At 71.1% G+C, this 25,775-nt stretch carries 28 protein-coding genes and 1 tRNA gene; 18 read left to right on the top strand and 11 right to left on the bottom strand.

All coding sequences use genetic code 11. The features are described from left to right. Positions 1-25: 25 nt before the first annotated feature. Positions 26-160 carry a hypothetical protein gene (locus HUG12_RS21915; RefSeq protein ID WP_281362310.1) on the bottom strand — a complete coding sequence of 45 codons (135 nt, stop codon included), beginning with the start codon at positions 158-160 and terminating at the stop codon, positions 26-28. 64 nt (positions 161-224) lie between these two features. On the opposite strand from HUG12_RS21915, the gene HUG12_RS17685 reads away from it, so the two are divergent. From HUG12_RS17685 to HUG12_RS17670, 4 genes are all read left to right on the top strand, one after another. Then, positions 225-779, top strand: a complete 555-nt coding sequence (locus HUG12_RS17685; protein ID WP_246308085.1) for a hypothetical protein — start codon at positions 225-227, stop codon at positions 777-779. 52 nt (positions 780-831) lie between these two features. After that, positions 832-905, top strand: a tRNA-Phe gene (locus HUG12_RS17680). 89 nt (positions 906-994) lie between these two features. Next, a complete protein-coding gene (locus tag HUG12_RS17675) occupies positions 995-2,137 on the top strand; it encodes a mandelate racemase/muconate lactonizing enzyme family protein (protein WP_179270043.1) in 1,143 nt (380 codons plus the stop codon). A gap of 128 nt (positions 2,138-2,265) precedes the next feature. Next, positions 2,266-3,393 (top strand): cation:proton antiporter domain-containing protein, encoded by a 1,128-nt coding sequence (locus tag HUG12_RS17670; protein WP_218836347.1) that lies wholly within the window; start codon positions 2,266-2,268, stop codon positions 3,391-3,393. Positions 3,394-3,722: 329 nt separating this feature from the next. Here HUG12_RS17670 and HUG12_RS17665 read toward each other — a convergent pair whose 3' ends face one another. Beyond that, positions 3,723-4,889 carry a DUF4397 domain-containing protein gene (locus tag HUG12_RS17665; protein ID WP_179270042.1) on the bottom strand — a complete coding sequence of 389 codons (1,167 nt, stop codon included), beginning with the start codon at positions 4,887-4,889 and terminating at the stop codon, positions 3,723-3,725. Positions 4,890-5,310: 421 nt separating this feature from the next. Here HUG12_RS17665 and HUG12_RS17660 point away from each other — a divergent pair, with 421 nt between their 5' ends. The 5 genes from HUG12_RS17660 to HUG12_RS17640 all read left to right on the top strand — a co-directional run bounded on the left by HUG12_RS17660 (position 5,311) and on the right by HUG12_RS17640 (position 8,357). Then, positions 5,311-5,559 (top strand): hypothetical protein, encoded by a 249-nt coding sequence (locus tag HUG12_RS17660; protein WP_179270041.1) that lies wholly within the window; start codon positions 5,311-5,313, stop codon positions 5,557-5,559. Positions 5,560-6,097: 538 nt separating this feature from the next. Further along, positions 6,098-6,292, top strand: a complete 195-nt coding sequence (locus tag HUG12_RS17655; protein WP_179270040.1) for a cold-shock protein — start codon at positions 6,098-6,100, stop codon at positions 6,290-6,292. Positions 6,293-6,408: 116 nt separating this feature from the next. Then, entirely contained in the window at positions 6,409-6,603 is a 195-nt protein-coding gene (locus tag HUG12_RS17650; protein ID WP_179270039.1) for a cold-shock protein, read from the top strand. 306 nt (positions 6,604-6,909) lie between these two features. Then, the gene (gene nucS, locus HUG12_RS17645) at positions 6,910-7,734 is read left to right on the top strand and encodes an endonuclease NucS (RefSeq protein WP_179270038.1); all 825 of its coding nucleotides are present in this window, start codon (positions 6,910-6,912) and stop codon (positions 7,732-7,734) included. A gap of 92 nt (positions 7,735-7,826) precedes the next feature. Next, on the top strand, positions 7,827-8,357 hold the full coding sequence (locus tag HUG12_RS17640; RefSeq protein WP_179270037.1) for a 50S ribosomal protein L16: 531 nt from the start codon (positions 7,827-7,829) through the stop codon (positions 8,355-8,357). 28 nt (positions 8,358-8,385) lie between these two features. On the opposite strand, the gene HUG12_RS17635 is transcribed toward HUG12_RS17640, so the two are convergent. Continuing rightward, positions 8,386-8,739 carry a hypothetical protein gene (locus tag HUG12_RS17635; RefSeq protein ID WP_179270036.1) on the bottom strand — a complete coding sequence of 118 codons (354 nt, stop codon included), beginning with the start codon at positions 8,737-8,739 and terminating at the stop codon, positions 8,386-8,388. Positions 8,740-9,004: 265 nt separating this feature from the next. On the opposite strand from HUG12_RS17635, the gene HUG12_RS17630 reads away from it, so the two are divergent. Together HUG12_RS17630 and HUG12_RS17625 are read left to right on the top strand one after the other, a co-directional pair. Continuing rightward, positions 9,005-10,171: a thiolase domain-containing protein gene (locus HUG12_RS17630; protein ID WP_179270035.1), complete on the top strand. Its 1,167-nt coding sequence runs from the start codon at positions 9,005-9,007 to the stop codon at positions 10,169-10,171. Further along, complete coding sequence (locus HUG12_RS17625; protein ID WP_179270034.1) at positions 10,168-10,566, top strand: Zn-ribbon domain-containing OB-fold protein; 399 nt, start codon at positions 10,168-10,170, stop codon at positions 10,564-10,566. The genes HUG12_RS17630 and HUG12_RS17625 overlap by 4 nt, the downstream gene beginning before the upstream one ends. 81 nt (positions 10,567-10,647) lie before the next feature. On the opposite strand, the gene HUG12_RS17620 is transcribed toward HUG12_RS17625, so the two are convergent. The 3 genes from HUG12_RS17620 to HUG12_RS17610 form a co-directional block, all read right to left on the bottom strand. After that, on the bottom strand, positions 10,648-11,613 hold the full coding sequence (locus tag HUG12_RS17620) for an alpha/beta fold hydrolase (RefSeq protein ID WP_179270033.1): 966 nt from the start codon (positions 11,611-11,613) through the stop codon (positions 10,648-10,650). A 607-nt stretch (positions 11,614-12,220) separates the two neighbouring features. Further along, positions 12,221-13,309, bottom strand: a complete 1,089-nt coding sequence (gene meaB / locus HUG12_RS17615; protein ID WP_179270032.1) for a methylmalonyl Co-A mutase-associated GTPase MeaB — start codon at positions 13,307-13,309, stop codon at positions 12,221-12,223. Next, entirely contained in the window at positions 13,306-13,728 is a 423-nt protein-coding gene (locus HUG12_RS17610; RefSeq protein WP_179270031.1) for a cobalamin B12-binding domain-containing protein, read from the bottom strand. The genes meaB and HUG12_RS17610 overlap by 4 nt, the downstream gene beginning before the upstream one ends. A gap of 144 nt (positions 13,729-13,872) precedes the next feature. On the opposite strand from HUG12_RS17610, the gene HUG12_RS17605 reads away from it, so the two are divergent. Beyond that, a complete protein-coding gene (locus HUG12_RS17605) occupies positions 13,873-14,112 on the top strand; it encodes an RDD family protein (protein ID WP_179270030.1) in 240 nt (79 codons plus the stop codon). Beyond that, positions 14,112-14,276 carry an RDD family protein gene (locus HUG12_RS17600; RefSeq protein ID WP_179270029.1) on the top strand — a complete coding sequence of 55 codons (165 nt, stop codon included), beginning with the start codon at positions 14,112-14,114 and terminating at the stop codon, positions 14,274-14,276. Before HUG12_RS17605 ends, HUG12_RS17600 begins: the two co-directional genes overlap by 1 nt. Positions 14,277-14,357: 81 nt before the next feature. On the opposite strand, the gene HUG12_RS17595 is transcribed toward HUG12_RS17600, so the two are convergent. Both HUG12_RS17595 and HUG12_RS17590 read right to left on the bottom strand, forming a co-directional pair. Further along, a complete protein-coding gene (locus HUG12_RS17595; RefSeq protein ID WP_179270028.1) occupies positions 14,358-15,539 on the bottom strand; it encodes a GAF domain-containing protein in 1,182 nt (393 codons plus the stop codon). An 81-nt stretch (positions 15,540-15,620) separates the two neighbouring features. Further along, positions 15,621-17,507: a S9 family peptidase gene (locus tag HUG12_RS17590; RefSeq protein WP_179270027.1), complete on the bottom strand. Its 1,887-nt coding sequence runs from the start codon at positions 17,505-17,507 to the stop codon at positions 15,621-15,623. Positions 17,508-17,840: 333 nt separating this feature from the next. On the opposite strand from HUG12_RS17590, the gene HUG12_RS17585 reads away from it, so the two are divergent. Both HUG12_RS17585 and HUG12_RS17580 read left to right on the top strand, forming a co-directional pair. Further along, a complete protein-coding gene (locus HUG12_RS17585; protein WP_179270026.1) occupies positions 17,841-18,902 on the top strand; it encodes a glycosyltransferase family 4 protein in 1,062 nt (353 codons plus the stop codon). A 108-nt stretch (positions 18,903-19,010) separates the two neighbouring features. Next, positions 19,011-19,880, top strand: a complete 870-nt coding sequence (locus HUG12_RS17580) for an alkaline phosphatase family protein (RefSeq protein ID WP_179270686.1) — start codon at positions 19,011-19,013, stop codon at positions 19,878-19,880. A 147-nt stretch (positions 19,881-20,027) separates the two neighbouring features. On the opposite strand, the gene HUG12_RS17575 is transcribed toward HUG12_RS17580, so the two are convergent. Together HUG12_RS17575 and HUG12_RS17570 are read right to left on the bottom strand one after the other, a co-directional pair. Further along, positions 20,028-20,708, bottom strand: a complete 681-nt coding sequence (locus tag HUG12_RS17575; RefSeq protein ID WP_246308083.1) for a plastocyanin/azurin family copper-binding protein — start codon at positions 20,706-20,708, stop codon at positions 20,028-20,030. Between the two features lie 282 nt (positions 20,709-20,990). Further along, complete coding sequence (locus tag HUG12_RS17570) at positions 20,991-22,049, bottom strand: M42 family metallopeptidase (protein WP_179270025.1); 1,059 nt, start codon at positions 22,047-22,049, stop codon at positions 20,991-20,993. A 207-nt stretch (positions 22,050-22,256) separates the two neighbouring features. Here HUG12_RS17570 and HUG12_RS17565 point away from each other — a divergent pair, with 207 nt between their 5' ends. Beyond that, positions 22,257-22,517 (top strand): MTH865 family protein, encoded by a 261-nt coding sequence (locus tag HUG12_RS17565; RefSeq protein ID WP_179270024.1) that lies wholly within the window; start codon positions 22,257-22,259, stop codon positions 22,515-22,517. A 228-nt stretch (positions 22,518-22,745) separates the two neighbouring features. Then, entirely contained in the window at positions 22,746-23,354 is a 609-nt protein-coding gene (locus tag HUG12_RS17560; protein ID WP_246308082.1) for a J domain-containing protein, read from the top strand. Between the two features lie 16 nt (positions 23,355-23,370). Here the strand turns inward: HUG12_RS17560 and kdgK1 are convergent, their stop codons facing one another. Continuing rightward, a complete protein-coding gene (kdgK1, locus tag HUG12_RS17555) occupies positions 23,371-24,330 on the bottom strand; it encodes a bifunctional 2-dehydro-3-deoxygluconokinase/2-dehydro-3-deoxygalactonokinase (RefSeq protein ID WP_179270022.1) in 960 nt (319 codons plus the stop codon). A gap of 137 nt (positions 24,331-24,467) precedes the next feature. On the opposite strand from kdgK1, the gene HUG12_RS17550 reads away from it, so the two are divergent. Continuing rightward, complete coding sequence (locus tag HUG12_RS17550) at positions 24,468-25,730, top strand: acyl-CoA dehydrogenase family protein (protein ID WP_179270021.1); 1,263 nt, start codon at positions 24,468-24,470, stop codon at positions 25,728-25,730. Positions 25,731-25,775: the final 45 nt, after the last annotated feature.

Raw genomic sequence — 25,775 nt, 5'->3', positions numbered from 1 at the left:
CGGGCGAGAAGACCGTTTCGATGCGTTAGGTGACCGGTTCGATGTCGAGTGGCGGTTCGGCCCGGACGGCCGGGACGAGGTTCGGGGCGGTGCCCCGCGGCCGGACGCCGGCCGCGTCCCCCGACGGGGAAGCGGTCGAACGAGTCAGCGAATCACTCATCAGACCTTTCACCCCGCGGAATAAACGCCGCGTCGATGGGACGTAAGACGGGGGGACGGGACTGATGAGTATGCGACTCGTTCTCGTCGGCGTCGCGGTGGTCCTGATGGTCGGGGCCGGCGTCGCGGGGGCGTTCATCGCCGGCGTCGGGCCGTTCGACTCGGGCGGCGACGAGGAGGAACTCGGCGACTATCCGACCGGCACGCCCGTCGACGGAGGCGGGTCCGGGAGCGACGACGGGGGGAGCGGCACCGCCTCCGACGGCGACGACCTCCCGGCGTACTACTTCGAGGTGACCGAGATCGCGGAGTGCGGGCGGACGTGCCGGGACGTCACGGTGGAACTGACGAACAACCGCGACGAGCGGGCGAACGACGTGGTGGTGTACGTCAAGATGTTCGCCGGCAACTCGACCGACTCCGACGACCGCGTCTGGCAGGGCAAGGAGGACATCGGGACCATGGAGGCGACGGACGCCGTGAGCGCCACCAAGCGTGTGGAGCTCTCCTACAGCGACGGGTACCGGACCCGGCAGAACGGCGGCTGGGTGACCATCCGGACGACGGTGCGGTCCGAGGACGTGACGCTCACCTTCACGGAACGGCGGCAGGTCGCCTGACGGCGGGGCGTTTCGAAACCCTTTTTCCGGTCGCCGGAGTCGAATCGAACGGGCCGCCTTAGCTCAGACTGGGAGAGCACTCGACTGAAGATCGAGCTGTCCCCCGTTCAAATCGGGGAGGCGGCATTCGCTTTTGGCGACGACACTACGAGCGAGCGGAGCGGGACCGCCTCACCGAACAAAACCTTCAGTACGGATCCGTGTGACGCCGACACATGGAGATCGAGGACGTCGAGGCGGTGCCGATCCGGCGGGAGCTGGACGGCCGGTTCGCCAACGCCCAGAAGTGGATCGGGAGCCGCGAGTACTGTCTCGTCCGGGTGACGGCCGCAGACGGGACGGTCGGCTGGGGCGAGTGCTGGGGGCCGGTCGCGGGCAACCGCGAGGTGATCGAGGAGTACGTCGCCCCGTGGCTGCGCGGCCGGGAGGTCGAGGGGGTCGAACAGGTCCACGACGATCTGCGGTTCGCGCTCCGCTCCTCCTACCACTCGTATCTGCCGGTGAGCGCGCTGAGCGGCGTGGACATCGCGCTCTGGGACCTGTACGGGAAGCGACTCGGGGTCCCCGCCGCCGAGTTGCTCGGGGGCCGTCGCCGGGAGGCGGTGCCCGCGTACGCGACCGGACACTTCTGGCCGGACGTGGACTCCTTCGAGGCGGTGCGCGAGTCCGTCGTCGAGGAGGCGGTCGGACACGTCGAGGCGGGGTTCGGGGCGCTCAAGAACAAGATCGGGATGACCCGCCACCCGGAGTTCCCGTACGGCTGGGAGGAGGACGTCGAACTCGTGCGGGCCATCCGCGAGGCCGTCGGCGACGACGTGCTGCTGGCGACCGACGCGAACCACGCCTACGACCGGGCGACCGCCGAACGGGTCGGCCACGCGCTCGCCGATTTCGACGTCCACTTCTTCGAGGAGCCGATCGAGCCGCGACGCCTCGACGGCTACGTGGACCTGAACGCGGCGATCGAGGTGCCGGTCGCCGGCGGCGAGTGCTGGGCGTTCGAGGGCGGGTTCGAGGAGGTGGTTCGCCGCGGCGGCGTCGCGTACGCACAGCCCGACGTGACCAGCGCCGGGGGGCTCACCGCCACCCGACGCATCGCCGCGCTGGCGGCCGCTCACAACGTCCAGTGTCTGCCCCACGTCTTCGGGAGCGCGGTCGCGCTCGCGGCCAGCCTGCAGGCCCTCGCGGCGATCCCCGGCGACCCGATGCTGGAGTTCGACCGGACGCCCAACCCGATCCGCGACGAACTCGCGGTCGACCCGGTCGAACTCGACGGGACGTCCGTTCCGATCCCCGACCGTCCGGGGATCGGCGTGGAGATCGACCCCGACGTGCTGGCCGAGTTCAGAGCCGACTAGCCGGCAGCGCGGGGGCCGGAGACGGCGTCGGGGACCCCGGCCGGACATCGCAGCCCCTCCCTTTTCCGTGGTCCGGGACGGATCCACGAACGTCGACCGGTCGCGCCGGGAACGCCCCGCCGATACCCATGCAGGAGCTGAACGTCGCGCTCGTCACGATCGGCGATCTCACGCTCGTGTTGAGCCTCGTCGCCGGGTACATGCGGAACAGGGTGTACGTCCTCTCGGAGCCGATGACGGCGGTGCTCCTCGGCGTCGTCGTCGGCCCCGTCGGACTCGGCGTGCTCGGCCTCTCGGGCCCGAACGAGCCGTTCGTCCTCGTCGAGCAGTTCGCGCGACTGACGGTGGGGCTCGCGGTCATGGCGGCCGCGCTCCGACTGCCCCGGCGGTACTTCCGGGACCACCTCCGGTCGATGGGGGCCGTCCTCGTCCCGGGGATGGTCGCCACGTGGCTCGTCGGCGGACTGCTCGTGTACGTGCTGCTGGACGTCCCCGTCCGGATCGCGCTCCTCGTCGGCGCGATCGTCACGCCCACGGATCCGGTGCTCGCCGGGACGATCGTGACGGGGAACGTCGCCGAGGAGAACATCCCGGCGCCGGTCCGGAACCTCCTCAGCGCCGAATCGGGCGCCAACGACGGGCTCGCGTACCCGCTCGTCTTCCTTCCGATCCTGCTGCTCGAGCACTCTCCCCGGCGAGCGGTCGTCGACTGGGTGCTCGGGACGCTGTTGTGGGAGGTCGGATTCGCCCTGGTGGCGGGCGCGGCGGTCGGTGCGGCGGCGGGCGCGGTGGAGGCGAAGTCCCGCGAACACGAGTTCCTGGAGGAGACGTCGCTGCTCAGCGTGACCGTCGCGTTCACGTTCGCCGTCCTCGGCGGCGTCAAACTGCTGGGGAGCGACGGCATCCTCGCGGCGTTCGTCGCCGGGATGGCGTTCAACCGGTTCGCGAACCCTGGCGACGAGACTGACGAGCAGAAGGTACAGGAGACGGTGCTCCGACTGTTCACCTTCCCGATCTTCGTCCTCTTCGGCGTGACGCTGCCGTGGGGGCAGTGGCGGGCGCTGGGGTGGGCCGGGATCGCCCTCGCCGCGGGCGTGCTGCTCCTGCGGCGCGCGCCGATGATGATCGTGTTCCGGCACGTCGGCGGCCCGGTCGGGCGAACGCGGGACGCCGGCTTCGCGGCGTGGTTCGGTCCGATCGGCGTCGCGGCCGTCTTCTACGCGACGGTCGGACACCGGTCGTCGGCCACGAGGTGATCTGGCCGGCGGCCAGCCTCGTCGTCGCGAGTTCGGTCCTGGTCCACGGCGTCACGGCCACGCCACTCACCAAACTGTACGGCCGATCGACCGATCCGAACTCGACCGGCGGAGAATAGCAGTAGGGGGGAGGACGCGAAGAGGGGGAAGTGGAGAGGGGAAAGTGGAGGGAGTACGCGGTGGGGGATGTACGCCGCGGAGCGCGAACCGGCGCGGCCACGGGTCCGTGGTCCATGGACGCACGCCGGACGCCGCATCGCGCGTTCCGCGGTCGGTCGGAGTCCGTGGCCCGGCCACGTCGACCGACTACGTGGGGACGGCGCCTTCACCTACAGCAGGCCGTCGGTCCCCCCGTCGGACCGCTCGCCGCCCTGCGAGTCTTCGACGACGACGAGTTCGAACTCCTCCCCGGAGCCGTCCCCGCCACCGTCGCCGCCGTCGGGCGTCTCGGTTCCGTCGCCTCCGTCCTCGCCGCCCGCGGACTCGGGGTCGAAGTAGCCGAGCGCGAACGCGCTGTACGCGGTGCTCCCCTCGGTGGAGAGCTCCGCCTCCTGGACGTTGCCGCCCTCCCCCATGTCGGCGCCGGCGTCGTCACCCGCCTCGCTGATCCGGACCGTGTAGTCGCCGGGCGGGACCTCGACGGTCTCGGACTCGCCGTACGCTAGCTCGTCGACGAGCGTCTCGCCGCCCGCGCCGTCGGCGCCGGACGTCCCGGTGCCGTCACCGAGCGCTCCGTCGTCCTCGGGCGTTCCGGTGCCCTCGCCGCCCCCGCCGTCCCCGCCGCCGGCCGTCGCGATGGTCACGGCCTCGACGTCCGGGACCGCGTGGAAGATCCGCACCCGGGAGTTGTCCTCGCCGGGGTCGCTGATGTCGTCCTCGAGCACCTCGACCTGGAACCCCTGGCCGGAGGTCCCCTGTTCGCCGGTGCCGTCCTCCCCCGAGTCCTCGTCCGTCTCGGTGGCCGTACCGCCGTCGTCGCCCCCGCCGTCGCCTCCGGACGCCGGTCCCCGTGAGACCTCGCCGAAGGCGACCGCGGTGTAGGTCGTGCCCTCCTCAACGTCGACCTCCTCGTCGAAGACGACCGTCTCGCCGTCCTCCCCGCCTCCCCCTCCGTCGCCGTCGAGGAAGTCGTCCAGGATGCCTTCCAACACCCCTTCGTCGCCCGCGGCCACGACCTGCACACGGTAGGTCCCCGGGTCGAGCTCCGTATAGCCGCTCACGTCCCGGAACCCGAGCCCTTCGATTTCGGCGGTGGCCTCGCCGTTCCCGCCATCGCCGGGGGTTTCGGTTCCGTCACCGGCGGCGCCGTCGTCGGCCGCGCTGAGACGGATGTCGACGTTCGGCGCGTCCGGCGACGCGTGTACGACGCGGACCGCGGAACCCTGATCGCCTCCGTCCTCCTGTGCGGTGACGGCGACGCCGCCGACGAAGCTAGCGACGCCGATGGCTCCGACTCCTCTTACGACTCGCCGCCGCGTGGTGGTGTGTTTTCGCATCGCGTCCCGTACATGGCCTCCGGTCGGTTTCGTTATTGGTACCTTCCGGAACGAAACCCGAACGTACTCCTCGTTCCCCTCCTCCGACGACGACCGCGATTTCCCGCGCCGGATCGCCACTCATGACAGGTAAGAAATGATATTAACGCGTCCCTATCGGGTCGACGTAACGGTTAGTTACGTGCTGGTAAGGATGTCTGAACGGTTACGTCGTGACCGAACGAACAACGTTCCGTTCATCGCTCGACGATCGTCCATTTATGCCGGCGACGGGACGACGCCGTGGTCCACGGAAATCCGCGTCTCCGACGGCGGCGGCGCGTCCGCCCATCCGGCTCGGCGGGCGCTCGATCCTCGACCGGCGGCCGGTTCGCCCGGCCGTTGAAGTGGATGGAAGTCGAACTGGGGACGGTGAGACACCATGGCTGAGGACGACCAGGACCGAGCGCGCGAGCGGGAAGCGGAGCGCGAGGCCGAGATCGAGTCCGAGATGGAGCGGGTCGACCAGGACCCCGACCAGGTCGAGGAGGGGAGCGAGAACCTGGGGACTCAGAGCGCCGACAGCGGCACCCCCAGGGACGAGGCGGAAGAGGAGGGGGACGGCGAGGAGACCCCCGGGGAGGGGTCGGCCGACGACGAGTCGGAGACGGACGAGGGGGCCGACCGCTAGCGTCGCGGTTCCGGGCGCACGTTGCCGTACCGGTGCGCGCGACCGCGCGACGGGTCCTCTCCGGGTGGCGTCGACGAAACCGATCCCGGCGGGGTTCACGTCGCCGCCCGTCGCGGGGCGATCGAAGGCGACGACCTCCCGGACGACCGGGTGAGGAACGCCGGGAACTCCGGATCGCACCCCTCGAGGAACGGGTCGACGCCCCTGCTTCTGTTACCGTGTGCTCCAGTCTCCGTAACCGTGCGGTCCGGCCTCCGTTACCCTGGCGGCCTCCGTACGTCGAGCGTCCGTTCCGATATCGACGACGGTCGTCGACACCGGGCGGGACGCCCGTCCGCGCCGTCAGCCTCCGGAATCTCCGATCCGACGGTTTCCCGGGTTCGGACCCTGGGGCCGGTCGGAAACCTGGCGTATCGAATCGGATACGCACGTTCGAACACTTGATCCGAGGGGATATGGATATTCGTGCTGGATATCGGCCGTAGGGTGAACGGAATAACGAAGTCTTATCCCTTCGGGCGGACTTCGTTAGATTGCAATGGCGAAAGGAAACGTTGATTTCTTCAACGACACTGGCGGCTACGGTTTCATTTCGAGCGACGACGCGGACGACGACGTGTTCTTCCACATGGAGGATATCGGCGGTCCGGACCTCGAAGAGGACCAGGAAGTGGAGTTCGACATCGAACAGGCCCCGAAGGGCCCCCGCGCGACGAACCTCGAGCGCCTGTAATCGGGGCGACCCCGTCGCCTCGCGACGGGAACGGCATCAGTTTTATCGAATCCGACCGACGAGCGGCCGGAACGGCGTCTCGGAAAGGTTATACATAACCGGCCACACTACCCGGTATGGCGAAAGGGAAGGTCGACTTCTTCAACGACACCGGCGGCTACGGTTTCATCAGCACCGACGACGCGGACGACGACGTGTTCTTCCACATGGAGGACATCGGCGGTCCGGACCTCGAAGAGGGACAGGAGGTCGAGTTCGACATCGAACAGGCTCCGAAGGGCCCGCGCGCGACGAACCTCGAGCGCCTGTAACCCGGCATCGACGCCCGGCCACGGGCACCGACCGAACCGGTTTCTTTCGACGCCACGCCTTCGAGCCCCGGCTCCGTCGATCACCTCGATGTGCGGTGCAACGGGAACTGACCCAGCTCGGAGTCGGCCGCTTCCGTGGGCTGACCGACGCGCTACCGCGACCGGGCCGACGCGACCCGCGCAGCGGTCGGAACAGCGAACGCTCCGTTTTTCGCCCCGCGGCGCGAACCGTCACGCCGTGAATCCGGTCGGTCGGTACGCCCGTCGGATCCGTCCGCGTCGACCCGGTTCGGGGGGCGCGAACCCATGACGGTCGTCAGCCTCCACGAACCGAGCCACAGAGAGACGCTGTGGGAACTCGAGGCGGCCTTCGCCCGCGGGGACACGGTCTCCGTGTTCGGCGAGTGTACGGTGGAGTACGACGGGCGGGCGGCGTCCTCGCTCGGTCCCGGCGCGCGCCTGCTGGTGTTGAAACCCGACGGGACCGCGCTCGTCCACACCGACGAGGGACGGACGCCGGTGAACTGGCAGCCGCCGGGCTGCGAGCACCACGCGGCGGTGCGCGACGGCCGCCTCCGCGTCCGCAGCGTCCGGACGAACCCCGCCGAGACGCTCGAAGTCCGCTTCTCGACCGTCGAGCACCTGGCGGCGTACGCGGTCACCGGCGGCCGGAGTGTCGAGGTCGTCGGGAGCGAGGCCGACCTGAAGGCCCGCGTGCTGGAGGTGCCGTCGCTCGTGGCCGACGGGTTCGAGCCGCTGGAGACCGAGCGCGAGACCGACGCCGGTCCGGTCGACGTGTTCGGCGTCGACGCCGACGGGAACCCCGTCGTCGTGGAGCTCAAACGACGGCGGGTCGGACCCGACGCGGTCGGCCAGTTGGGGCGGTACGTGAGCGCCGTCGAACGCGAGGAGCCCGACGGCACCCCGGTCGCCGGCGTGCTCGTCGCCCCATCCGTCACGGCGCGCGCGAAGGAACTCCTGGCGGAGGAGGGGCTCGAACTCGTCGCCGTCGACCGCCTCGTCGCGGACGGCTCCCGCCCGACCGAGGGAGACGACGAGGGCGCAGAGCGGGACGCGAACGGAGCGGGTGGAGCGGACGGCGTGGACCGCGACGAGAGCGGGCGGGGATGAGACGGCGAACGGTGGGGCCTCCGGCGTTCACGACGGGGAGCGGGCTTCGAAGGCTTTATTCGCGCCACCGCCCTCGTTCCGCCCAAGTAACCATGTCAGACAAACCGGCCTCCATGTACCGGAAGATCGACAAGCCGTCGTACACGCGGCGGGAGTACATCACCGGGATCCCCGGCTCGAAGATCGCCCAGCACAACATGGGTAACCTGCAGACGGGCCCCGAGGACTACCCGGTCGAGATCTCGCTCCGCGTCGACGAGGACGTCCAGATCCGCCACGGCTCGCTGGAGTCCGCGCGCCTGTCGGCCAACCGCCACCTCCTCACCGAGATCGGCGAGGAGGGGTACAAGATGGTCCTCCGCAAGTTCCCCCACCAGGTCATCCGGGAGAACAAGCAGGCGACCGGCGCGGGCGCGGACCGCGTCTCCGACGGGATGCGCCAGGCGTTCGGCAAGCCCGTCGGCACCGCCGCGCGAATCCACGCGAACGAGGTCGTCTTCACCGCCTACGTCCGGGTGGAGGACGCCGACGCGGTGAAGGAGGCGTTCCGCCGCGCGTACAACAAGATGTCCCCGCCGTGCAGCATCACCGTCGAGCGCGGCGAGGATCTGCTCGTCCGGTAGGGCGCGTTATCTCGTTTTCCCGCCGGAACTACTCCACTACTTCCAGGTCGAACTCCTCCGACCCGCAGATCGAGACGATCCGGTCCGCGAGCCGCTCCGTCTGTGACGAGTGGGAGCCCAGGCTGATCTGGAGGAGTCCGGTCCCGCCGCCCCCCGAGAAGATCGCGACCCGGGACGTTTCCTCGGCCGTTCGGTCGAGGAGTATCGTCGCCTGCTGGTCCGAGTTGTTCCGCAGGTAGTACCGTTCGACCACGATCAGGTCGAACCCGTCGCCGTCGTACCGGTCGACGCTCCCCTTCCGCTCCGCTCGTAACTCCTCGTGGAGCATCCCCGGCAGTTCGCCGACGGAAGCCCCCCGAACTTCGAGTTCCCTCCTGTGCACGGTTTCCGCCGGGTTCGGACGCACGGACGATATAGCTGCCGACGGGGACGCGGGCGTGGCCCGGGCCGACGCGGGGGCTGTTCGACGCGAATCGGGTCCGAGGCGGGTCCGGTCCGACGTGGATCGAGTCCGACGCGGATCCCCCGGAACGCGCCCGCCCGAGGGGCCGAACGACTACCTCGATCCGAGTACTGATTCCGGCGAACCCCGTCGAGAGGCCGTGACTCCGGCAGGCCTTTAGCCGCTCCGGGCCCAACTAACCCCCATGACAGGAGTCCGAGTTGCGGGCGTCGGCCTCACGCCGTTCGGCACGCACGAGGGACGGGCGGGCCGGGACATGTTCGCGGAGGCCGCCCTCGCCGCGCTCGCGGACGCGGGGGTGGCGAGCGAGGACGTCGAACACCTCAACTACGGGAACTTCATGGGGGCGCTCGCGGAGCGGCAGGGCCACCAGGCGCCGCTGATGGTCGAGGCCGCCGGCCTCCGGTGTGCCGGGACCCGGTACGAGGAGGCCTGCGCGTCCGCCGGCGTCGCCATCCGCGAGGCCGTCCGTGCAGTCCGGTCGGGCGAGGCGGACGTGGTGCTCGCCGGCGGGATGGAGCGGATGACGAACCTCTCGACCGCGGAAGTCACCGAGTCGCTGGCCGTCGCCGCCGACGAACTGTTCGAGGTCCGCGCGGGCGTCACCTTCCCCGGCGCCTACGCGCTGATGGCCCGCGCGTACTTCGACCGCTACGGCGGCGACCGCGAGGACCTCGCCCACGTCGCCTCGAAGAACCACGCGAACGCGCTGGTCAACGAGTACGCACAGTACCAGCGCGCGGTCTCGGTCGAGGAGGTGCTCGACGCGCCCGTCGTCGCGTCCCCCCTCGGCCTGTTCGACGCCTGCCCCATCACCGACGGCGCCTCGTCCGTGGTCCTCGTCTCGGAGTCCTACGCCGCAGAGCACGACCTCGACGCCCCGGTCGCGGTCACCGGGACCGGCCAGGGCGGCGACCGCGCGGCGCTCCAGGACCGCGCCGACATGGCCCGGACCCCCGCCGCGGCCGACGCCGCCGACGAGGCGTACGACGACGCCGGGATCACCGCCCGCGACGTGGACGTCGCCGAGGTGCACGACTGCTTCACCATCGCGGAGGTGCTGGCCATCGAGGCGCTCGGGTTCTACGAACCGGGGGAGGGGATCGGCGCGGCGCGGCGCGGGGAGACCACCCGCGACGGCCGCCTCCCGGTGAACCTCTCGGGCGGCCTGAAGGCGAAGGGGCACCCGGTCGGCGCCACGGGCGGCTCCCAGCTAGCGGAGATGACCCGGCTGCTCCGCGGGGACCACCCGAACAGCGACGCGGTGCCCGACGCGACCGTCGGGCTCACCCACAACGCAGGCGGGACGGTCGCGAGCGCCGTCGTCCACGTGCTGGAGGTGGCAGAATGAGCGGAACCGAAGGGGTCGACCGGCCCGACGGACCGACCTACGAGGAGTGGGTCGCCGCGCTCGATCGGAACGGGTTCTACCTGGAGTGTGCGAACGGCCACGGGTCGCTCCCCCCGCGCCGGGTGTGCCCCGAGTGCGGGGACACGGACCTGACCCAGCGGAGCCTCCCGGGGACGGGCACCGTCGCCACGTTCTCGGAGGTCCACGTCGCCGGTCCGGCGTTCGCCGGGGAGACGCCCTACGTGACCGCGGTCGTCGACTTCGGGCCGGTCCGTCTCACTGGCGTCCTCCGCGAGGTCGCGGCCGACGAGGTCGCCGTCGGGGACGAGGTGCGCGCGGACGTGGAACCGGACGGCCCCGGCGACCGCCCGCTCGTCGTCTTCCGTCCCGCCTGAGTCGACGTCGCACGTTCGACCGGATCCGTTTCTCCCGCCGTTCCACCGCGGCGGTGACTGCTCCGTCCACCGCGGGGGAGGCTACTCGTCCGCCTCCGCCCGCACCGACTCGTCCGGTCTGATCCCCCGCACGGTGTCCGCGAACTGGACGGGGAACTCGACGTGGGGAAGCAGCATCGTGTCGTCGAAGACGACGAGTTCGGCGTCGGCGCGCTCGGCGAGGTCGCGTCCCTCCGAGAGCGGCGGGAGGTCGGCCTCCCGTCCCCAGACGACGGTCACCGGCGCGTCGAGGTCGGCGAGCGTGGACCCCAGATCCAGGTCGCTGTTGAGGTCGCCCGAGAGGAACGCGGCGGGCGCGAACCGGGCGTTCGCCTGGTGGGCCGTCCGCCACTCGTAGTCGGGCCAGTCCTCGCCGGCCTTCGCGGGGTCCCAGTAGCCGTGGTCGGCGTTGAAGTAGCGGATGGCGGCCCGCGTGGTGAGCAGAGCGAAGACGGCGTCGCCGACGATCGGCGCCCGGACGACGCCGCGGATCCAGCCGTTCGACGGCTCCGGGCCGCCGACGGCCGTCGGGCAGACGAGCGTGAGGTCGGCCACGTCCGCCCGGTCGGCGACGGCCGCGACGTACGCGCTCGACAGCGAGGAGGCGACGACGCGGGGCTCCTCGAACTCCTTCAGGAAGTCCCGGACGAAGTCCTCGTACAGCGCCGCCGAGTAGCGGAGCGGCGGCCGGTCGGAGCGCCCGAACCCGGGGAAGTCCGGCGCCACGACGTGGTACTCCTCGGCCAGCAGCGGGAACGTCTCGCGCCACTCCCCCGAACTGGCGGCGGCGTTCATCCCGTGGAGCAGCACGATCGTCTCGGCGTCGGGGTCGCCGGCCTCCGTGTACGCGACGTCCATCCCGCGCCAGCGGAACGTCCCCTGCCGGCCGTCGAGGGCCGGTTCCAGTTCGCCCGCCCTCTCGCGGAGCGTCCGGGTGGCTGCGACGGCGACGCCCGCGCCGACGAGGGTGGCCTTCGCGGCGGTCGATAGCTTCGAGCGGAGGCTCATGTCCCCGTGTTCGGCCGCGAGAGACTTAGTTCGGCCGGCGGGTCGGTCAGTGAGTTGGTTCGGTCGTCGCAAAGTACGCTCCGATAGCCTCCGCGGCGCTCGGCACGTGGACTGGTTCAGTCGTCGCAGCACTGTTCCCGAAAGCCCCCGCGGGTTTCGACTCCGGGGCATCGTTGCGCTCCTCGGTCGGCTCACTTCGCTCGCCTCCCTGCGGTGCTTGACGGGTCCGCCAGCGCCGAGCGCCGCGGCCCCTTTCAGTCCCGCCCACCGCACCACATCCTCCCCAGCCGACTCGCTCGCTTCGCCCGCTCGTCCCCCGCGCGCGTCCGGCGGGCCTCCGTGCCCGCCGGCACGCGCCACCGCACTGAACCACGTGGCGCGCGGCGGCCACGCTCCGCGCGGCCGCTCGTGCGAGGGACGAGCACCGCAGTGGAGTGAGCGGAGCGAACGGAACGAGGAGCGCAGGCGTGGTCCCCCGAGCCGAGCGCCGCGGGGGCTTTCGAGAACTGCTCTACGGAAACGAGCCGCTTTTGAAGGCGGGGGCTGCAAGAGCGTTCAGGGGTGCCAATCAGGGCGACTGCGAAAACACGACGACGAACCTCGCCGACTACTCCCGCTCGTCGCGCACGCAGTCCGCGACGGGCCCGATCACCTCGGCGGCGACGCTGTACGGGTCCGTCTCCCTGTCGACCACCCGCTCGGCGAGCGCGTCCACGCCGCCACGTTCGTCCAGTTCCTCCTCCAGCAGCGAGGCGGCGTCCGACCGGAGGAGCTGTCGGATCTCCTCGGCGTAGCGGTCGCGGGCCTTCGTCGAGAGCGCGCCGCTCTCCTCGAGCCAGGTCCGGTGGGCCGCGAGCGCCTCCAGCAGGTCGTCGATCCCCTCGCCGGCGGTCGCGACGGTCTCCACCACCTCGGGGTCCCACGCCTCCCCGTCCGCGTCGTCGATGGCGACCTCGGCCATCTCGTCCTCGTCGACCGGCCCGTGGTGGCCCGTGGCGAGGTTCGCAGCCGGGTTCTCGCGCATGTGGATCATCTCCTCCAGTTCGGCGACGGTGCGCTCGGCGCCGTCCATGTCGGCCTTGTTGAGCACGAACACGTCGCCGATCTCGAGGATGCCCGCCTTCAGCATCTGCACGTCGTCGCCCGAACCCGGCTGGACGAGCACGCAGACCGTGTCCGCGGTGCGGACGACGTCCACCTCGTTCTGGCCGGCGCCGACCGTCTCGATGATGACCTTGTCCTTGCCGAACGCGTCGAGCGCCTTCACCGCGTCCGCGGTGGCCGTCGAGAGCCCACCGAGCGTGCCGCGGGCCGACATCGACCGGACGAACACGTCCATGTCGCCGACGTTCGAGCCCATCCGGATGCGGTCGCCCAGCACCGCGCCGCCAGTGAACGGGGAGGACGGATCCACGGCGATGATGCCGACGGTCTCGCCCCGGTCGCGGTACGCCTTCGCCAGTTTGTCGACCAGCGTGGACTTGCCGGCGCCCGGGGAGCCGGTGACGCCGATGACCTCGGCGTGGCCCGTGTGCCGGTGAAGCTCCGAGACGATGTCGCGGTAGCCCGGAGCGCGGTCCTCGATCTTCGAGATGACGCGGGCGAGCGCGCGGTGTTTCCCCGCCAGGAGCTCCCCGACGAGTTCGGACTCGGCGGTCGCTCCCCCCGGCTCGCCGCCGGAACTCGCGGGGCTCATTTCCGCTCGTGGACGTTCTCGCGGACGAACTCGATGGTCTCCTCCATCGGGGTGCCGGGGCCGAACACGGCCGAGACGCCCATCTCCAGCAGCTCCTCCCGGTCGTCGTCGGGAACGATGCCGCCGACGAGCACGAGGGTGTCCTCGAACGCGTCGTACTCCTCCAGGCCGGCGACGATCTTCGGCACCAGCGTGTTGTGAGCGCCCGACAGGATGGAGATGCCGAGCACGTCGACGTCCTCCTGGACGGCCGCCTGGACGATCTCGTCGGGCGCCCGGTGGAGCCCGGAGTAGATGACCTCGAAGCCGGCGTCGCGGAACGCCCGCGAGATGACGTGGGCGCCCCGGTCGTGCCCGTCGAGGCCGACCTTGGCGATGAGACAGCGGATCGTCCGCTCCTCCCGTTCCTGGGTGCTCATGCCGAAAACATCGGAGGCGGACCGTTTGACTCTAACGGACTTTCGTGTCGTCCACCTGGCCCGGAGCACGCCGACTGGTTACGTCTCCGTAACGACTTCGTTTCCCGACGGGTACCGGCCCGCCATGAGCCGTCCCAACCGCGGATGGACGCCCACGGCGAGGTGTTCGGCGCGCGGATCGTCGCGTTCGTCATCGGCTCGATACTCATCGGCGTCGTCGCGGCGGTGCTCGGCATCGTCGTCGTCGGGATCGGAGTCGGCCTCGCGGGCGACGGCGGGGCCGCGGGCGCCGTCCTCCTGCTCACGCCGGCGTTCCTCCTCCTCCAGTTCGGCTACTTCATCTACTTCGAGGGCGAGTCAGGCCAGACGCCCGGGAGGGCATGATGGACGTCGTCGTGGTCGGGGACGACGGGACCGACTGTGAGTACGGCGCGTCCGCGATCCGGAACGTGCTCCGCGTCGTGGACCAACTGGGCATCGGCATCCCGTACCTCGTCGGCCTGATCGTGACGTTCGTCGCCGACACCGTCGTCGTTCGGACCCGGTAGCGGCCGACCCCCGGCCTCCGAAACCCCTCGAAAAACGGCGGAGAGCGACGGGTTCTGGACGTCCCGCGACGGGGAACCGGGCTACGGGAGGCTCACGTCCGAGACGTACACGCCGAAGCCGGCGGCCTCGATCCCGGGCGTTTGGACCGGGAAGAACGCGAGCGTCATCGATTCGGTCCCGCCGGCCGCCGTCTCCCGGCGGACGGTCACGCTCCGACAACCCTCCGACCGGATCGACTCGCAGTACAGCCGGCGCTCGCACTCGGTCGGGAACGCAGTCTCGACCGGTTCGCCGACGGGGGCGTCCGGGAACGCCGCGTCGTAGGCGGCGTTGGCGTCCGCGAGTACCGGGGGGTCCCCGGCCTCCGCCTCGACGTACACCGTCGGGGCGGGGAGCCCCTCGAAGAAGGCGTGGAGCCGGTCGCGCTCGACGCGGAGCACCGATTCCCGGCGGAGCCGGGAGAGCGCCTCCCGCGCGTGCGACCCGACGATCTCGAGGAACTCCAGGTCGCGCTCGTCGAACGCGTCCGTCCGTTCGGTGGTGACCTGCAGGACCCCGTGGTCACCGATGGGGATGCTCGCCACCGACCCGACGTTCGGGACCCGCCGGTTCCTGTCCGGGTCGGTCCGGTACTTGTCGACGAGCTGGGACTCCTGCGTCTGGTAGGTCCGACCGGCGACGCCCTCCGCGACCGTCAGCGTGATCTCCGGCTCGTACGGGAGGGTGTCGCCGTACGGCACGAACATGCCGCCCTCGGCGAGCGCGAGCACGCACTCGCCGTACGCGAGCGCCTCGGTCACCGCGTCGACGACGTTGTCGACGACCTCCTCGACCGACTCGCAGGCCGTGATCTCTCTGGAGTACGCGCCCAGCGCGGTCAGCTTCGCGTTCGCCTCCGCGAGCCGGTCGCGCTCGCGGCTCCGCCGGATCTGGTCGGCCACCCGCTTCGAGAGCGTTCCCATGCCCCCGTCGCTGGCGACGATCCCGTCCACGGGGGCCGGCGGCGTGTGGTCCCCGTAGACGATGAGCGGAACGCTCGGGGCCGCCTCGGAGAGGTCCTTCACCCACTCGGCACGGTCCGAGAGACAGACGATACAGTCGACGGTCGGCGCGAGGTCCCGTAGGTACTCGGTCGCCATGGCCCCTCGCTTCGGGACGGGTTCCACCCCCAGTTCCTCGCCGAGTTCCGACACCGCCCGCGCCCCCTCGGCGCCGTCGGGAACCGCGACGAGGACGCGCGCGTCGGTCAGGGTGTCCGGCATGATAATCAGGTGGTATAGCTCGGTAAGTATAACTCATTCGTCCGCGCGCCAGCCCCCCTCGTCGGGAAACTCCGCTCGCGCTCAGATGTGTTCGTCCAGGAACTCCGCGACCGCTCGGTACGCCTCGATGCGGTTCTCCAGCTTGGAGAAGCCGTGGCCCTCGTCCTCGAAGATCAGCTTCCGCACCGGGACGCCCTGGTCGCGGGCGCCCGTGACGATCCGCTCCGCCTCGCCGACGGGCACGCGCGGATCGTTCTCCCCGTGGAGGACGAACAGGGGGGCGGCGATGGCGTCGACGTTGTTGGTCGGCGAGATGGACTCGAGGAACTCGCGGTCCTCCTCGAGGCTGCCGTACTCGGCCTCCCGTAGCTCCCGACGCCAGTCGCCCGTGTTCTCGAGGAAGGTGACGAAGTTCGCGATGCCGACGACGTCCACGCCCGCCGCCCACAGGTCGGGGTACTCCGTCATCGCCGCGAGGACCATGAAGCCGCCGTAGGAACCCCCCATGACCGCGATCCGGTCGGGGTCGACCTCGGGGTGGTCGTGGAGCCACTCGACGCCGGCCCGCAGGTCGGCGACCGAGTCCATCCGCCTCTCCACGTCGTCGAGGTGGGTGTACGCCTTCCCGTAGCCCGACGACCCGCGAACGTTCGGCTCGAAGACGGCGTACCCCTGCGAGAGGAGGTACTGTTTCACGCCGTTGAACGACGGCCGCCGCTGGCTCTCGGGCCCCCCGTGGACGTCCACCACCACGGGGGTGTCGCCCGCCGGCTGCTCGCCCGGAGCCGCCTCGGCCGCCGCCCGTCCGCCCGGAGCCCCTTCGCCGTCCCCGTGCGGCGAGTCGGGGAGCGAGAAGAACGCCGGGACGTCGCGGTCGTCGAACGTCGGGTAGTGGACGAGTTCCGGCTCGACGAACGTGTCCTCGGGGATGCCCGCGGTGGCGGCGTACGTCCATCGTTCGGTCGCCCCGCTCGCCGTGCCGGCGACGTAGACGTTCGCGTTGACGGTGCTCCCGGTGACCGTGAGCGCGTACCGGTCGCCGTCGTCGGCGAAGGAGACGCCGCCGGCGACCCCCCGCGGCAGGTCGGGTTCCGAGAGGGGTTCGACGTCGTCGGTCGCCACGAGGTCCGCGACCGTCAGTTCGGTGTAGCCGTCCACGTTCCGGGAGTAGACGAGTCGCCGCGTGTCCTCGTCGAGGGCGACGCCGTCGACGTTCCAGCCGTCGCCGTCGACGAGCGGCGTCAGCTCCCCCGTGTCGACCGAGAGCCGTTCGAGCCGGAGGGTGTCGCCGTCCCGGTCGGTACAGAGGTACACCGCGTCGCCGTCGGGTCCCCACTCGGGGCTGAGAAAGCGGGCGTTCCCGTCGTGGGGCGTGAGGTGGACGAACTCCTTCGAGGAGAGCTCCAGCGCGTGGAGGTCGTGGTCGAAGCTGGAGTGGGCCTCGTGGACGAGCAGCCGGCCGTCGTCGGGGGACCAGCCGGCGACCGAGAGCCAGCCGTCGCCCTCGTACACGCGCTCCGCGTCGCTTCCCACCGCGTCCCGGTCCTGGACGTACACGTCGAAGGCGGCCTCGTCTCGCCGGTTCGAGGCGAACGCGAACCGGTCGCCGTCCGACCGCCAGCCGCCCCAGCGGTGCTTCGCCGCGGGCCGCTGGGTCAGGTTCCTGATCCGGCCCGTGTCCGGGACCAGACGGTAGAGCTGGACGCGCTCGTTGCCGCCCTGGTCCATGCCGAACACGAGTTCCCGGCGCTCGGGCGACCAGTCGACGAACGTGACGCGCTCGTCGTAGAACGTCCGCTGGACGGGCCAGGCGCCCGGCTCCTCGACGGTCCACACTTGCGGCGTCCCGGTCGTGTCCATCAGGAACGCGAGGGCGCCGTCGGGCGCGAAGTCAGCCGAGTGGGCGCTCCTGACGTTGAGGTACCGCTCGATGTCGTACCCCTCCTCGGGGGCGGAGGTGTCGCTCATCGTGGGTTGCTACCGCGGGACGGACGGAAAGCGTTCGGGTGGCCAAGCGGGGGCACGTCCCATACGGCGATGTATCCGGACCGTCCACCGGGGCGGCGGCCCCGACTACCGGCCGCGGACGACAGCGGTAGTTAGGCCGCTTCGCACGGCCGATCAGCCCACTGGGCGGGACGTTCGGGGACTACTCGGCGGCGAACCGTTCGACTCCCGAGCCGAGAGCCGCGGGGGCTTCCGCGGTCGTCACCTCCGAATCGTACCCGCCTCCGCAAGCCTTCGACCGCCAGAATCGGACCACACGGATTTTTATCGCGCCGTGGAGAGCGACGGGATAGGATGCGAGTCGCGTTCGTCTCGATGTACACGCCGGACCACCGGACGGGCCCGGCGCTCGGGCGGACGCGTCGCGTCGCGGAGGGGCTCGCGGCGCGGGACCACGACGCGGTGTGGCTCGGCGCCAAGTGGTGGGAGGGAGCCGTCGACCGCTTCGAGCGCGAGGGCGTCGAGTACCGTGCGGTCACCGAGACCCCCTCGTCCGGGTCGTTCCGCTCGAAGCTCCCGTTCGCGCTCCGGCGGGTCGACCCCGACGTGATCCACGCGGTGAACGTGCCGCCGGCCCACGCGGCGACCGCCAGGACCGCCGGTCGCCTCCTCCGGACCCCCGTCGTCGTCGACTGGTGGGAACGGGACCCCGAGATCGGCTCGTCGGGCCAGTACCGCAAGGCGGCGAGAAAGCCCGACGTCGTGTTCACGCCCTCGGAGACGGTCCGCACTGCGGTCCGCGAGTACGGCGCGGCCGCCGAGGACGTCCGGGTCGTCCCCGAGAGCATCGACTTCGACCTCGTGCGGGACGCGCCGGTCAGCGACGAGTTCGACGTCGTCTACCGCCGCAGGCTCGACGGGGACGCGAACGTCGGGACGCTGCTGCTCGGGCTGGCGGAACTGCGGGACCGCGACTGGACCGCGGCGATCGTCGGCGACGGGCCCGCCCGCGGGGACGCCGAGCGCACCGCGCGCGACCTCCGCATCGACGACCGGGTGGCGTTCCTCGGTGACCTGCCGCCCGCTGAGTTCGTGCCGATCCTCAAGGGCACGCACGTCTTCGCCCAGACGGCCACCTACGAGCCGTTCGCGACCGGACTGCTCTGGGGGCTCGCGTGCGGCTGTATCGGCATCGTGGAGTACCAGGCCGGATCGAGCGCCCACGAACTCGTGGAGGGGCTCGACCGGGGGCGACTCGTCACGAGCCCCGGGGAACTGGCGGACGAGATCGTCGCCTGCGGCGGCCTGGAGTCGAAGGCCGTCGACGAGGGGTTCGCCGCGTACGACCACGACGCGGTCCTCGGCGAGTACGTCGACCTCTACCGGGAGGTCGTGGACGGCTACGGGCTGTTCTGAGCCTGTCGGCGCCTGCGAACGTCGCGTTCACGGCCGGTGCGCCGTAACTATCAACGAGGTGCACTGAAACCACAGCAATAACATACCGACTGTGTGAACACGGACCCGATGACCGCGCAGGCTCCCGACCAGAACGTCGTCGAGGAGGAGTGGGACTACCTCATCGTGCTCGACGCGTGCCGGTACGACTTCTTCGCGGAGCTGTACGACGAGTACTTCGACGGCAGTCTGGAGAAGCGGCGGAGCCCCGGGTCGGCGACGCCCGAATGGGCCGCGAAGACGTTCACCGACCACGCGGACGTGACGTATCTGTCGGCGAACCCGTTCATCAACAGCCTCGGCATCCCGCTGAGCGAACTGAAGTGGGGGGCGTCGTGCGAGTACGAGTGGGCCGCCGCCGACCACATCGGGGAGGTCGTCGACCTCTGGCAGGACGACTGGGACGACGACCTCGGCGCGGTCGTCCCCGAGGCTGTCACCGCGGCCGCTCGCGAACGGCTCGACGAGGACCGGGACGACGACGGCATGGTCGTCCACTACCTCCAGCCGCACGCGCCGTACCTCCGCCGCGGGCGCGGGCGGAAGCTCGAACGCATCCGCGGGGGCGTCCTCGAACCGGACGAGGAACCCGCGGACGCCGGCCGCGACTGGCCGGTCGTGGACTCGCTCCGTCGGCGGGTCGAGCGACGATTGGGGGAGAGCCAGATGGCGATGGCGCTCGGCATGCTCGTCGAGTTGAACCTCGGGAGCGTACTGGACGTCGGGAACCGCGGGCTCAGGGAGACGATAGAGCAGTACTACGAGGAGAACCTCCGGCTCGCGATGGAGGCGGCGGCCGACCTCGCGACCGACCTCGACGGCAGGGTCGTCGTCACCTCGGACCACGGCGAGGCGTTCGGGGAACACGACGTGTGGGAACACCACGTCGAGACCCACATCCCGGCGCTCGTGGACGTCCCCTGGCTGGTGCTCGACTGACCCCGCGGGACGACGCGGCGGTCCGCACGCCGACCCGTGCGGCGACGGTCGCGGAACCGTCGCTCGGCTCCCGGAGGGCGGTCGACGATCAGCCGGGTGGCCCGGCCGTTGGACCCGGCGGGCGCCGAAGAACGAGTGGCCGGTCCGCTACTCCTCGGGGACGTTGTAGTCCCCGCCGTACTTGGTGAAGAAGTACGTCAACCCGAGCGTCGCGCACATCGCCGTGAAGGCGGCGACCCCGAGGCTCTTGGCGGAGTCGGGGAGCTGCGGCGGGCCGCTGGCTGCCTCCGTCTCCGTGGGGAGCTCCTCCATCACCTCGATGGTGCCGACCATCCCCTGCTGCTGGTGGGGGTCACAGTAGTAGTCGTAGGTGCCGAGCGTCTCGAACGTGTGCTCGTACTCGAACCCGGAGTTCTCGAGGGGCTCGTGGCCCTCCCAGTTCGCCTCGTCCGGCTGGCTGTCGACGACGACGTTGTGGTTGTCGGACTCCCAGACGAACGTCACCGTCGTGCCCGGGAGGACGTTGAGCGGCTCGTCGGTGCCGGGCGCGAACACGAAGTCGCCGTTCGGACCGACGGCGACCGTCTCGCTGCCGCCGCCACCGCCGCCACCGCCGCCATCACCGCCGCCGGTTCCAGTCTCGTTCCCGCCCGCGGTACCCGTCCCGTCCCCGCCCGACGTTCCCGTTCCGGTTCCGCTCGGGGTCCCGGTCCCGGACGGCGTTCCGGTGCCGTCCTCCTGCGCGGACGCGGCCCCGGCGCCGGCCGAGAGCGCCGCCGCGCCCGCGGCGGCGCGGATGAAACTCCGGCGGTCCATCTGATCGCTCATGCACGCGGGTTGGCGCCTCCCCAAGGTGAATCCGTCGATTACGACGAACCTCTTTTGCGGGGGGTCGCTCCTCGCTCGCGCGCCGGAGGCGCGCTCGCTCGTCGAACCCCCCGCACAACCCGTTCATGCCAAAACGGCCGCTCGCTCGGTCGGCGGGGCTTCGCCCCGCCTCCCTCCCTCGCGGTGAGCGTGCTGGTGCCTCCCGCAAGGGGGCCTGGCGGCCGAAATCGTGGGCCCCCGGTGCGCGGTTCGACCGTGAACGCCGTGTGGCGGCGGATCGGTTTACAGCGAGTAGTCGTGCTCGCCCGTCTCGCTGCCGAGGAACGCGGTCAGGAGGTCGACCGTCGCCGCGATGTCGTCGCCGTTGGCCGTCTCCGTCACGGTGTGGAGGTACCGCGTCGGGACGGAGATGGCCCCGACGGGCTTTGCGCCGTTCGTGTTCTGGAACCCCGCCGTGTCGGTGCCGCCCGACGGGAGCACCTCGAGCTGGTGGTCGATCCCCTCCTCCTCCGCGACCGCGCGGAGGCGCCGGTGGACCTTCGGCGTCGTGATGACCGAGGAGTCCTTCAGCTTGATGGCGGCGCCCTCGCCGAGTTCGGTGACCTGCTTGTCCTCGTCGACGCCGGGGACGTCGCTCGCGACGGTCACGTCGAGCGCCACCGCGAGGTCCGGGTCGACGTCGACGCCGAGCGCGGTCGCGCCGCGGAGGCCGACCTCCTCCTGGACGGTGGCACAGAAGCGGACCGTCACGTCCGGCTCCTCGACCCGGGCGGCCGCCTCGAGCATCGCGAACAGACAGACGCGGTCGTCGAGCGCCTTCCCCGTCACGCAGTCGCCGAGTTCGACGGTCGACTGTTCCATCGTCACGAGGTCGCCGACGGAGACGGCCGCCTCGACGTCCTCGCTTCCCATGCCGAGGTCGACGACGACTCCATCGACCGAGTCGTCCCTCTCCCGCTCCTCCTCGGTGAGCGTGTGGGGCGGGACCGAGCCGATGACGCCTGCGAGGTCGCCGTCCTCGGCGTGGACGCGGACCCGCTGGGCGCGCAGCACCCGGGCGTCCCAGCCGCCGAGCGCGTCGAGTTTCAGGAACCCCCCGTCGGTGACGTGTTTCACCATGAAGCCGATCTCGTCCATGTGGGCCGCGACGGCGACCTCGTAGTCCGGGTCGGCGGCCCCGTGGACGGTGCCGACCACGTTGCCCATCGCGTCGGTCCGCACCTCGTCGGTCCGTTCGGCGAGTTCGCGTTTCACCACGTCGCGGACGCGGTCCTCGTAGCCGGGAACGCCGCTCGTCTCCGTCAGTTCGCGTAGCAGGTCGAACTCGAAGTCGAATCCCATGCCCGCCTCTCCCGGGTCGCTCCGGTTAAACCCACGAGTTCCGGCCGGGCCGGTCGCGTGTCGACGCCGGAGGAGGGTCCGCCGCGACGAGCCGCCGACGCGGCCGGGGGCGTGACGACTGCGGTCGGACCGGCGGCCGGGCGAAACCTTCCCGGGGTTGTTCGTTGTTCCGGAACGCTTTTCCAGCCGTCGGCCGGGGTGACAGCCATGAGCGACGACGTGGAAGCCGAACTCCGCTCGCAGCTGACCGAGGCGTTCGAGGGCGCCGACTACCCGGTCTCGAACCAGATGGACCTCGTCCCGGCGCTCCCGAACGGGCCCGGGACGCGCTTCGAGGCGGGCGACGCCTCCTTCACGGCGATGGAGATGGCCGCGAAGCTCGGCTCCCACCAGGAGTTCCCCTACGACGACGTCGAGACGCTCGTCGACGACGTGATGGAGGGGCTGAAGGCCGAGGGTCTAGTCTAAAAAGCCCTCCTTGCGTGCCGGCGGCGCTGGAGCGCCGCCGGCACGCTCGTCACCCTTTTTATGTCCACCAGGAGAAGGGGCCTTCGGCCGAGTGCGACGAACGTGGCTCTTCCATCGAGTGCGACGGACGTAGCCCGTCGACGAGCACCTCCCACTCGAAACGGTGCCCGCCCGTCGGGAACCCCGGTCCGCCGAGGGGTTCAAATCCGCCGGCGTCGAACGGGGGGTGTGTTCGACCAGTCGCTCGCCGGCCTGCCAGCCTGGCTGGTCCTGGGGCTTGGGCTCGGGGCGTCCGCCTCCGTCGCGGTCGCGGCCGTCTTCCTCGCGGCGAACCGGTGGTTCCCGGACCCGCCCGCCGACACGGCCGCGGAGTCCGTCGGCCCGCTCCGCCGCCGCACCGAGATCCGGGGGTTCCTCAGGGACGTCGGCGAGCCGTTCCTCGAGCGGTACGACGTCGACGGACACGAGGTCGCCTTCTACCTCCCCGAACGGCGGGTCGCCATCACCTTCGACGCGCGGGCGTACTTCCGGCTCCGCGCCGCCGAGGGCGACCTCCACGTCGTGCTCTGCGAGCACGAGATGCCGGGCACCCAGCTCGGCCGCCGCCTCCCGTTCGACGTGCCCGACGTGGACCTCGGCCCCGCGGGCGGCCCCGACCCGATCCGGGCGGCGTTCGAGACGCTGGGACTGCCGGCCGGCGCCGACGAGGAGGCCGTCGAGTCGGCCTACCGCGATCGGGTGAAGGACGCCCACCCGGACCGTGGCGGCAACCGCGAGGAGTTCTCGCGCGTCCGGGAGGCGTACGCGACCGCGCTGAACCACGTCGATGGGGACTGACGGGGCGTCCCCCTCGCTACCGCGAGATGTCCGCGTCCTCCTCCGAGACGACGCGCTCGACCTCCTCGGGCGTCACGACCGCGAGGTCGCCCGCGACCGTCCGCTTGAGCGCGGCCGTCGCTGCCCCCCACTCCAGGGCCGCGGGGACGTCGCCGCCCCGCATCCGCTTGGCCAGGAACCCGCCGACGAACGCGTCGCCGGTGCCGATGGGGTCGAGCGTCTCCGCCCCGTAGGCGGCCCGCTCGTGGACCTCGCCGTCGTGGACCGCGAGCGCGCCGCGCTCGCCCCGAGTGACGACGACCGTCTCGAAGCCGTGGTCGCCGGCCAGCCCGCGAGCCATCTCGGCGGCGTCCCCGTCCCGGCCGAGCACCGCCTCCGCGTCGCGCCGCGCCGCGACGAGCACGTCGACGTGGGGGAACAGGGCCTCGTACCCCTCGCGGGCCTCCCGGGGGTCCCAGAGCTTGCTCCGGTAGTTCAGGTCGAACGCGGTCGTCGTCCCCGTCGACCGGGCCTCGCACAGCAGGTCGCGGGCCGCGCCCGCCGCCGCGTCCGAGAGCGCCGGCGTGATGCCGCTCGTGTAGGCGTAGTCGGCCCCCTCGAGCGCGTCGGCCGGCAGTTCGTCGAACGAGACGGTCGTGATGGCCGCGCCCGCGCGGTCGTAGACGACGTCCGTCCCGCGCGGTTCGCCGCCGGGTTCGAGGTAGTACGTTCCGAGCCGGGAGCCCTCCCCGTCGTCCCACGCGATCCCGGCGTCGACGCCGTACCCCCGGAGTTCGTGAACCACCCGGCGGCCGAGCGGGGAGCGCGGGAGCTTCGAGAGCCACGCGGCGTCCAGCCCCAGCGCGGCGGCCGCGACGGCGACGTTGCTCTCGGCGCCGCCGACGCGGACGTCGAACCGCTGGGCGGTCTCCAGGCGGACGCCTTCCGGCGGCGAGAGCCGGAGCATCGTCTCCCCGAACGTGACGAGGTCGGTCATGTCGGGTGGGTCGCCGCCGGCGTACATGAACCCGGTGGACTCCGGCGACACGGGCGACCCCGAGCACGGGCTGACGGTTCCGGCGACCGACGAGGGGCGACGGTGGGCTTATGCCGGACGACGGGCCACGGTAGACAATGACGGGCATCCCTGAGGACGACGTACTCGCCGACGAGTTCGCGGTGCCGGAGGGCGTTCGACCGGTCGTCGACCGCGTGCTGACGTTCATCGAGGGGGAGGTGCTCCCGTACGAGGAGGAGCACGCCGAACACGTCGGCGGCCCGCTCGAGTACCTCGACGAGGACGGCCGGATGACCCCCGAGGCCCGGGCGCTGCGCGACGAGATCCAGGAGCGGGCCGGCGAGGCCGGCATCTACGCGCTCCACATGCCCGAGGAGGTGGGCGGCGGCGGGCTCTCCCCGCTGGAGCACTTCTACGTTCAGGAGGCCGTGTTCCGCCACGGCACCGGCTTCGGGTCGAGCCTCGCGCGGGCGGTCATGGCCTGGACCGAGGGCCCCTCGCCCGCGTTGCTCCACCTCGACGAGGGCCAGCGGGGGGAGTGGCTCGATCCACTCATCGACGGGACGGAGTCCGCGTGCATCTGCATCACGGAGCCGAACGCAGGCTCCGACGTGACGGCCATCGAGACGGAGGCGAAGAAGGACGGCGACGAGTGGGTCATCGACGGGCACAAGCGCTACATCACGAACGCGGTGTACGCCGACACCGCACAGGTGCTCGCGAGAACCGATCGGGCCGACGGGACCGAGGGGATGGCGATGTTCCTCGTCGACACGGAGAACCCCGGCTACGAGGTCGGACGGATGAACGAGAACATCATGATGGACGGCATCACCGCCGACGTCCACCTCGAGGACTGCCGGGTGGGCGACGACCAGATGGTCGGTGGGATCGGCGACGGCCTCCCGCTGGCGCTCTCCTGGGTGAACTGGCGGCGGGCGTGCCGCCCCGGCATGTGCGTCGGGATGGGTCGGTACCTCCTCGACAGGATGCTCTCGTACGCGAAGGAGCGCGAGACGTTCGGCGAGCCCATCGGGAGCAACCAGGCGATCCAGTGGCCCATCGCCGACACGGCCACCGAGATCCACGCGGTCCGCAACATGGCGACGACGATGCTCGCGGAGTACGAGGGGATGGCCGACCTCGCGGACCTCCGCCAGCCCGAGGCGGCCAGGCGCCGGCTCTCGATGCTGAAGTACTACCCCGAGGACCGCCTGTTCGACTGGTCCGACCGGGCGATTCAGGTGCTCGGCGGCTACGGCCTGATGCGCGCCGGCGGCGTCGAGCGCGTGTTCCGGGTCGCGCGGAACCTGCGCATCCCGGCCGGCACGACCGAGGTGCAGAAGCGAACCATCGCGCGCACCCTCGGGCTGGAGTGAGATGCGGAGCGTGACGCTACGCGGGACCCGCCGGGGGGAGAACTG

This window comes from Halorarum salinum, from assembly GCF_013402875.1.
GTDB classification, from domain to species: domain Archaea; phylum Halobacteriota; class Halobacteria; order Halobacteriales; family Haloferacaceae; genus Halorarum; species Halorarum salinum.
This window is presented reverse-complemented; position numbering and strand designations above follow the sequence as displayed.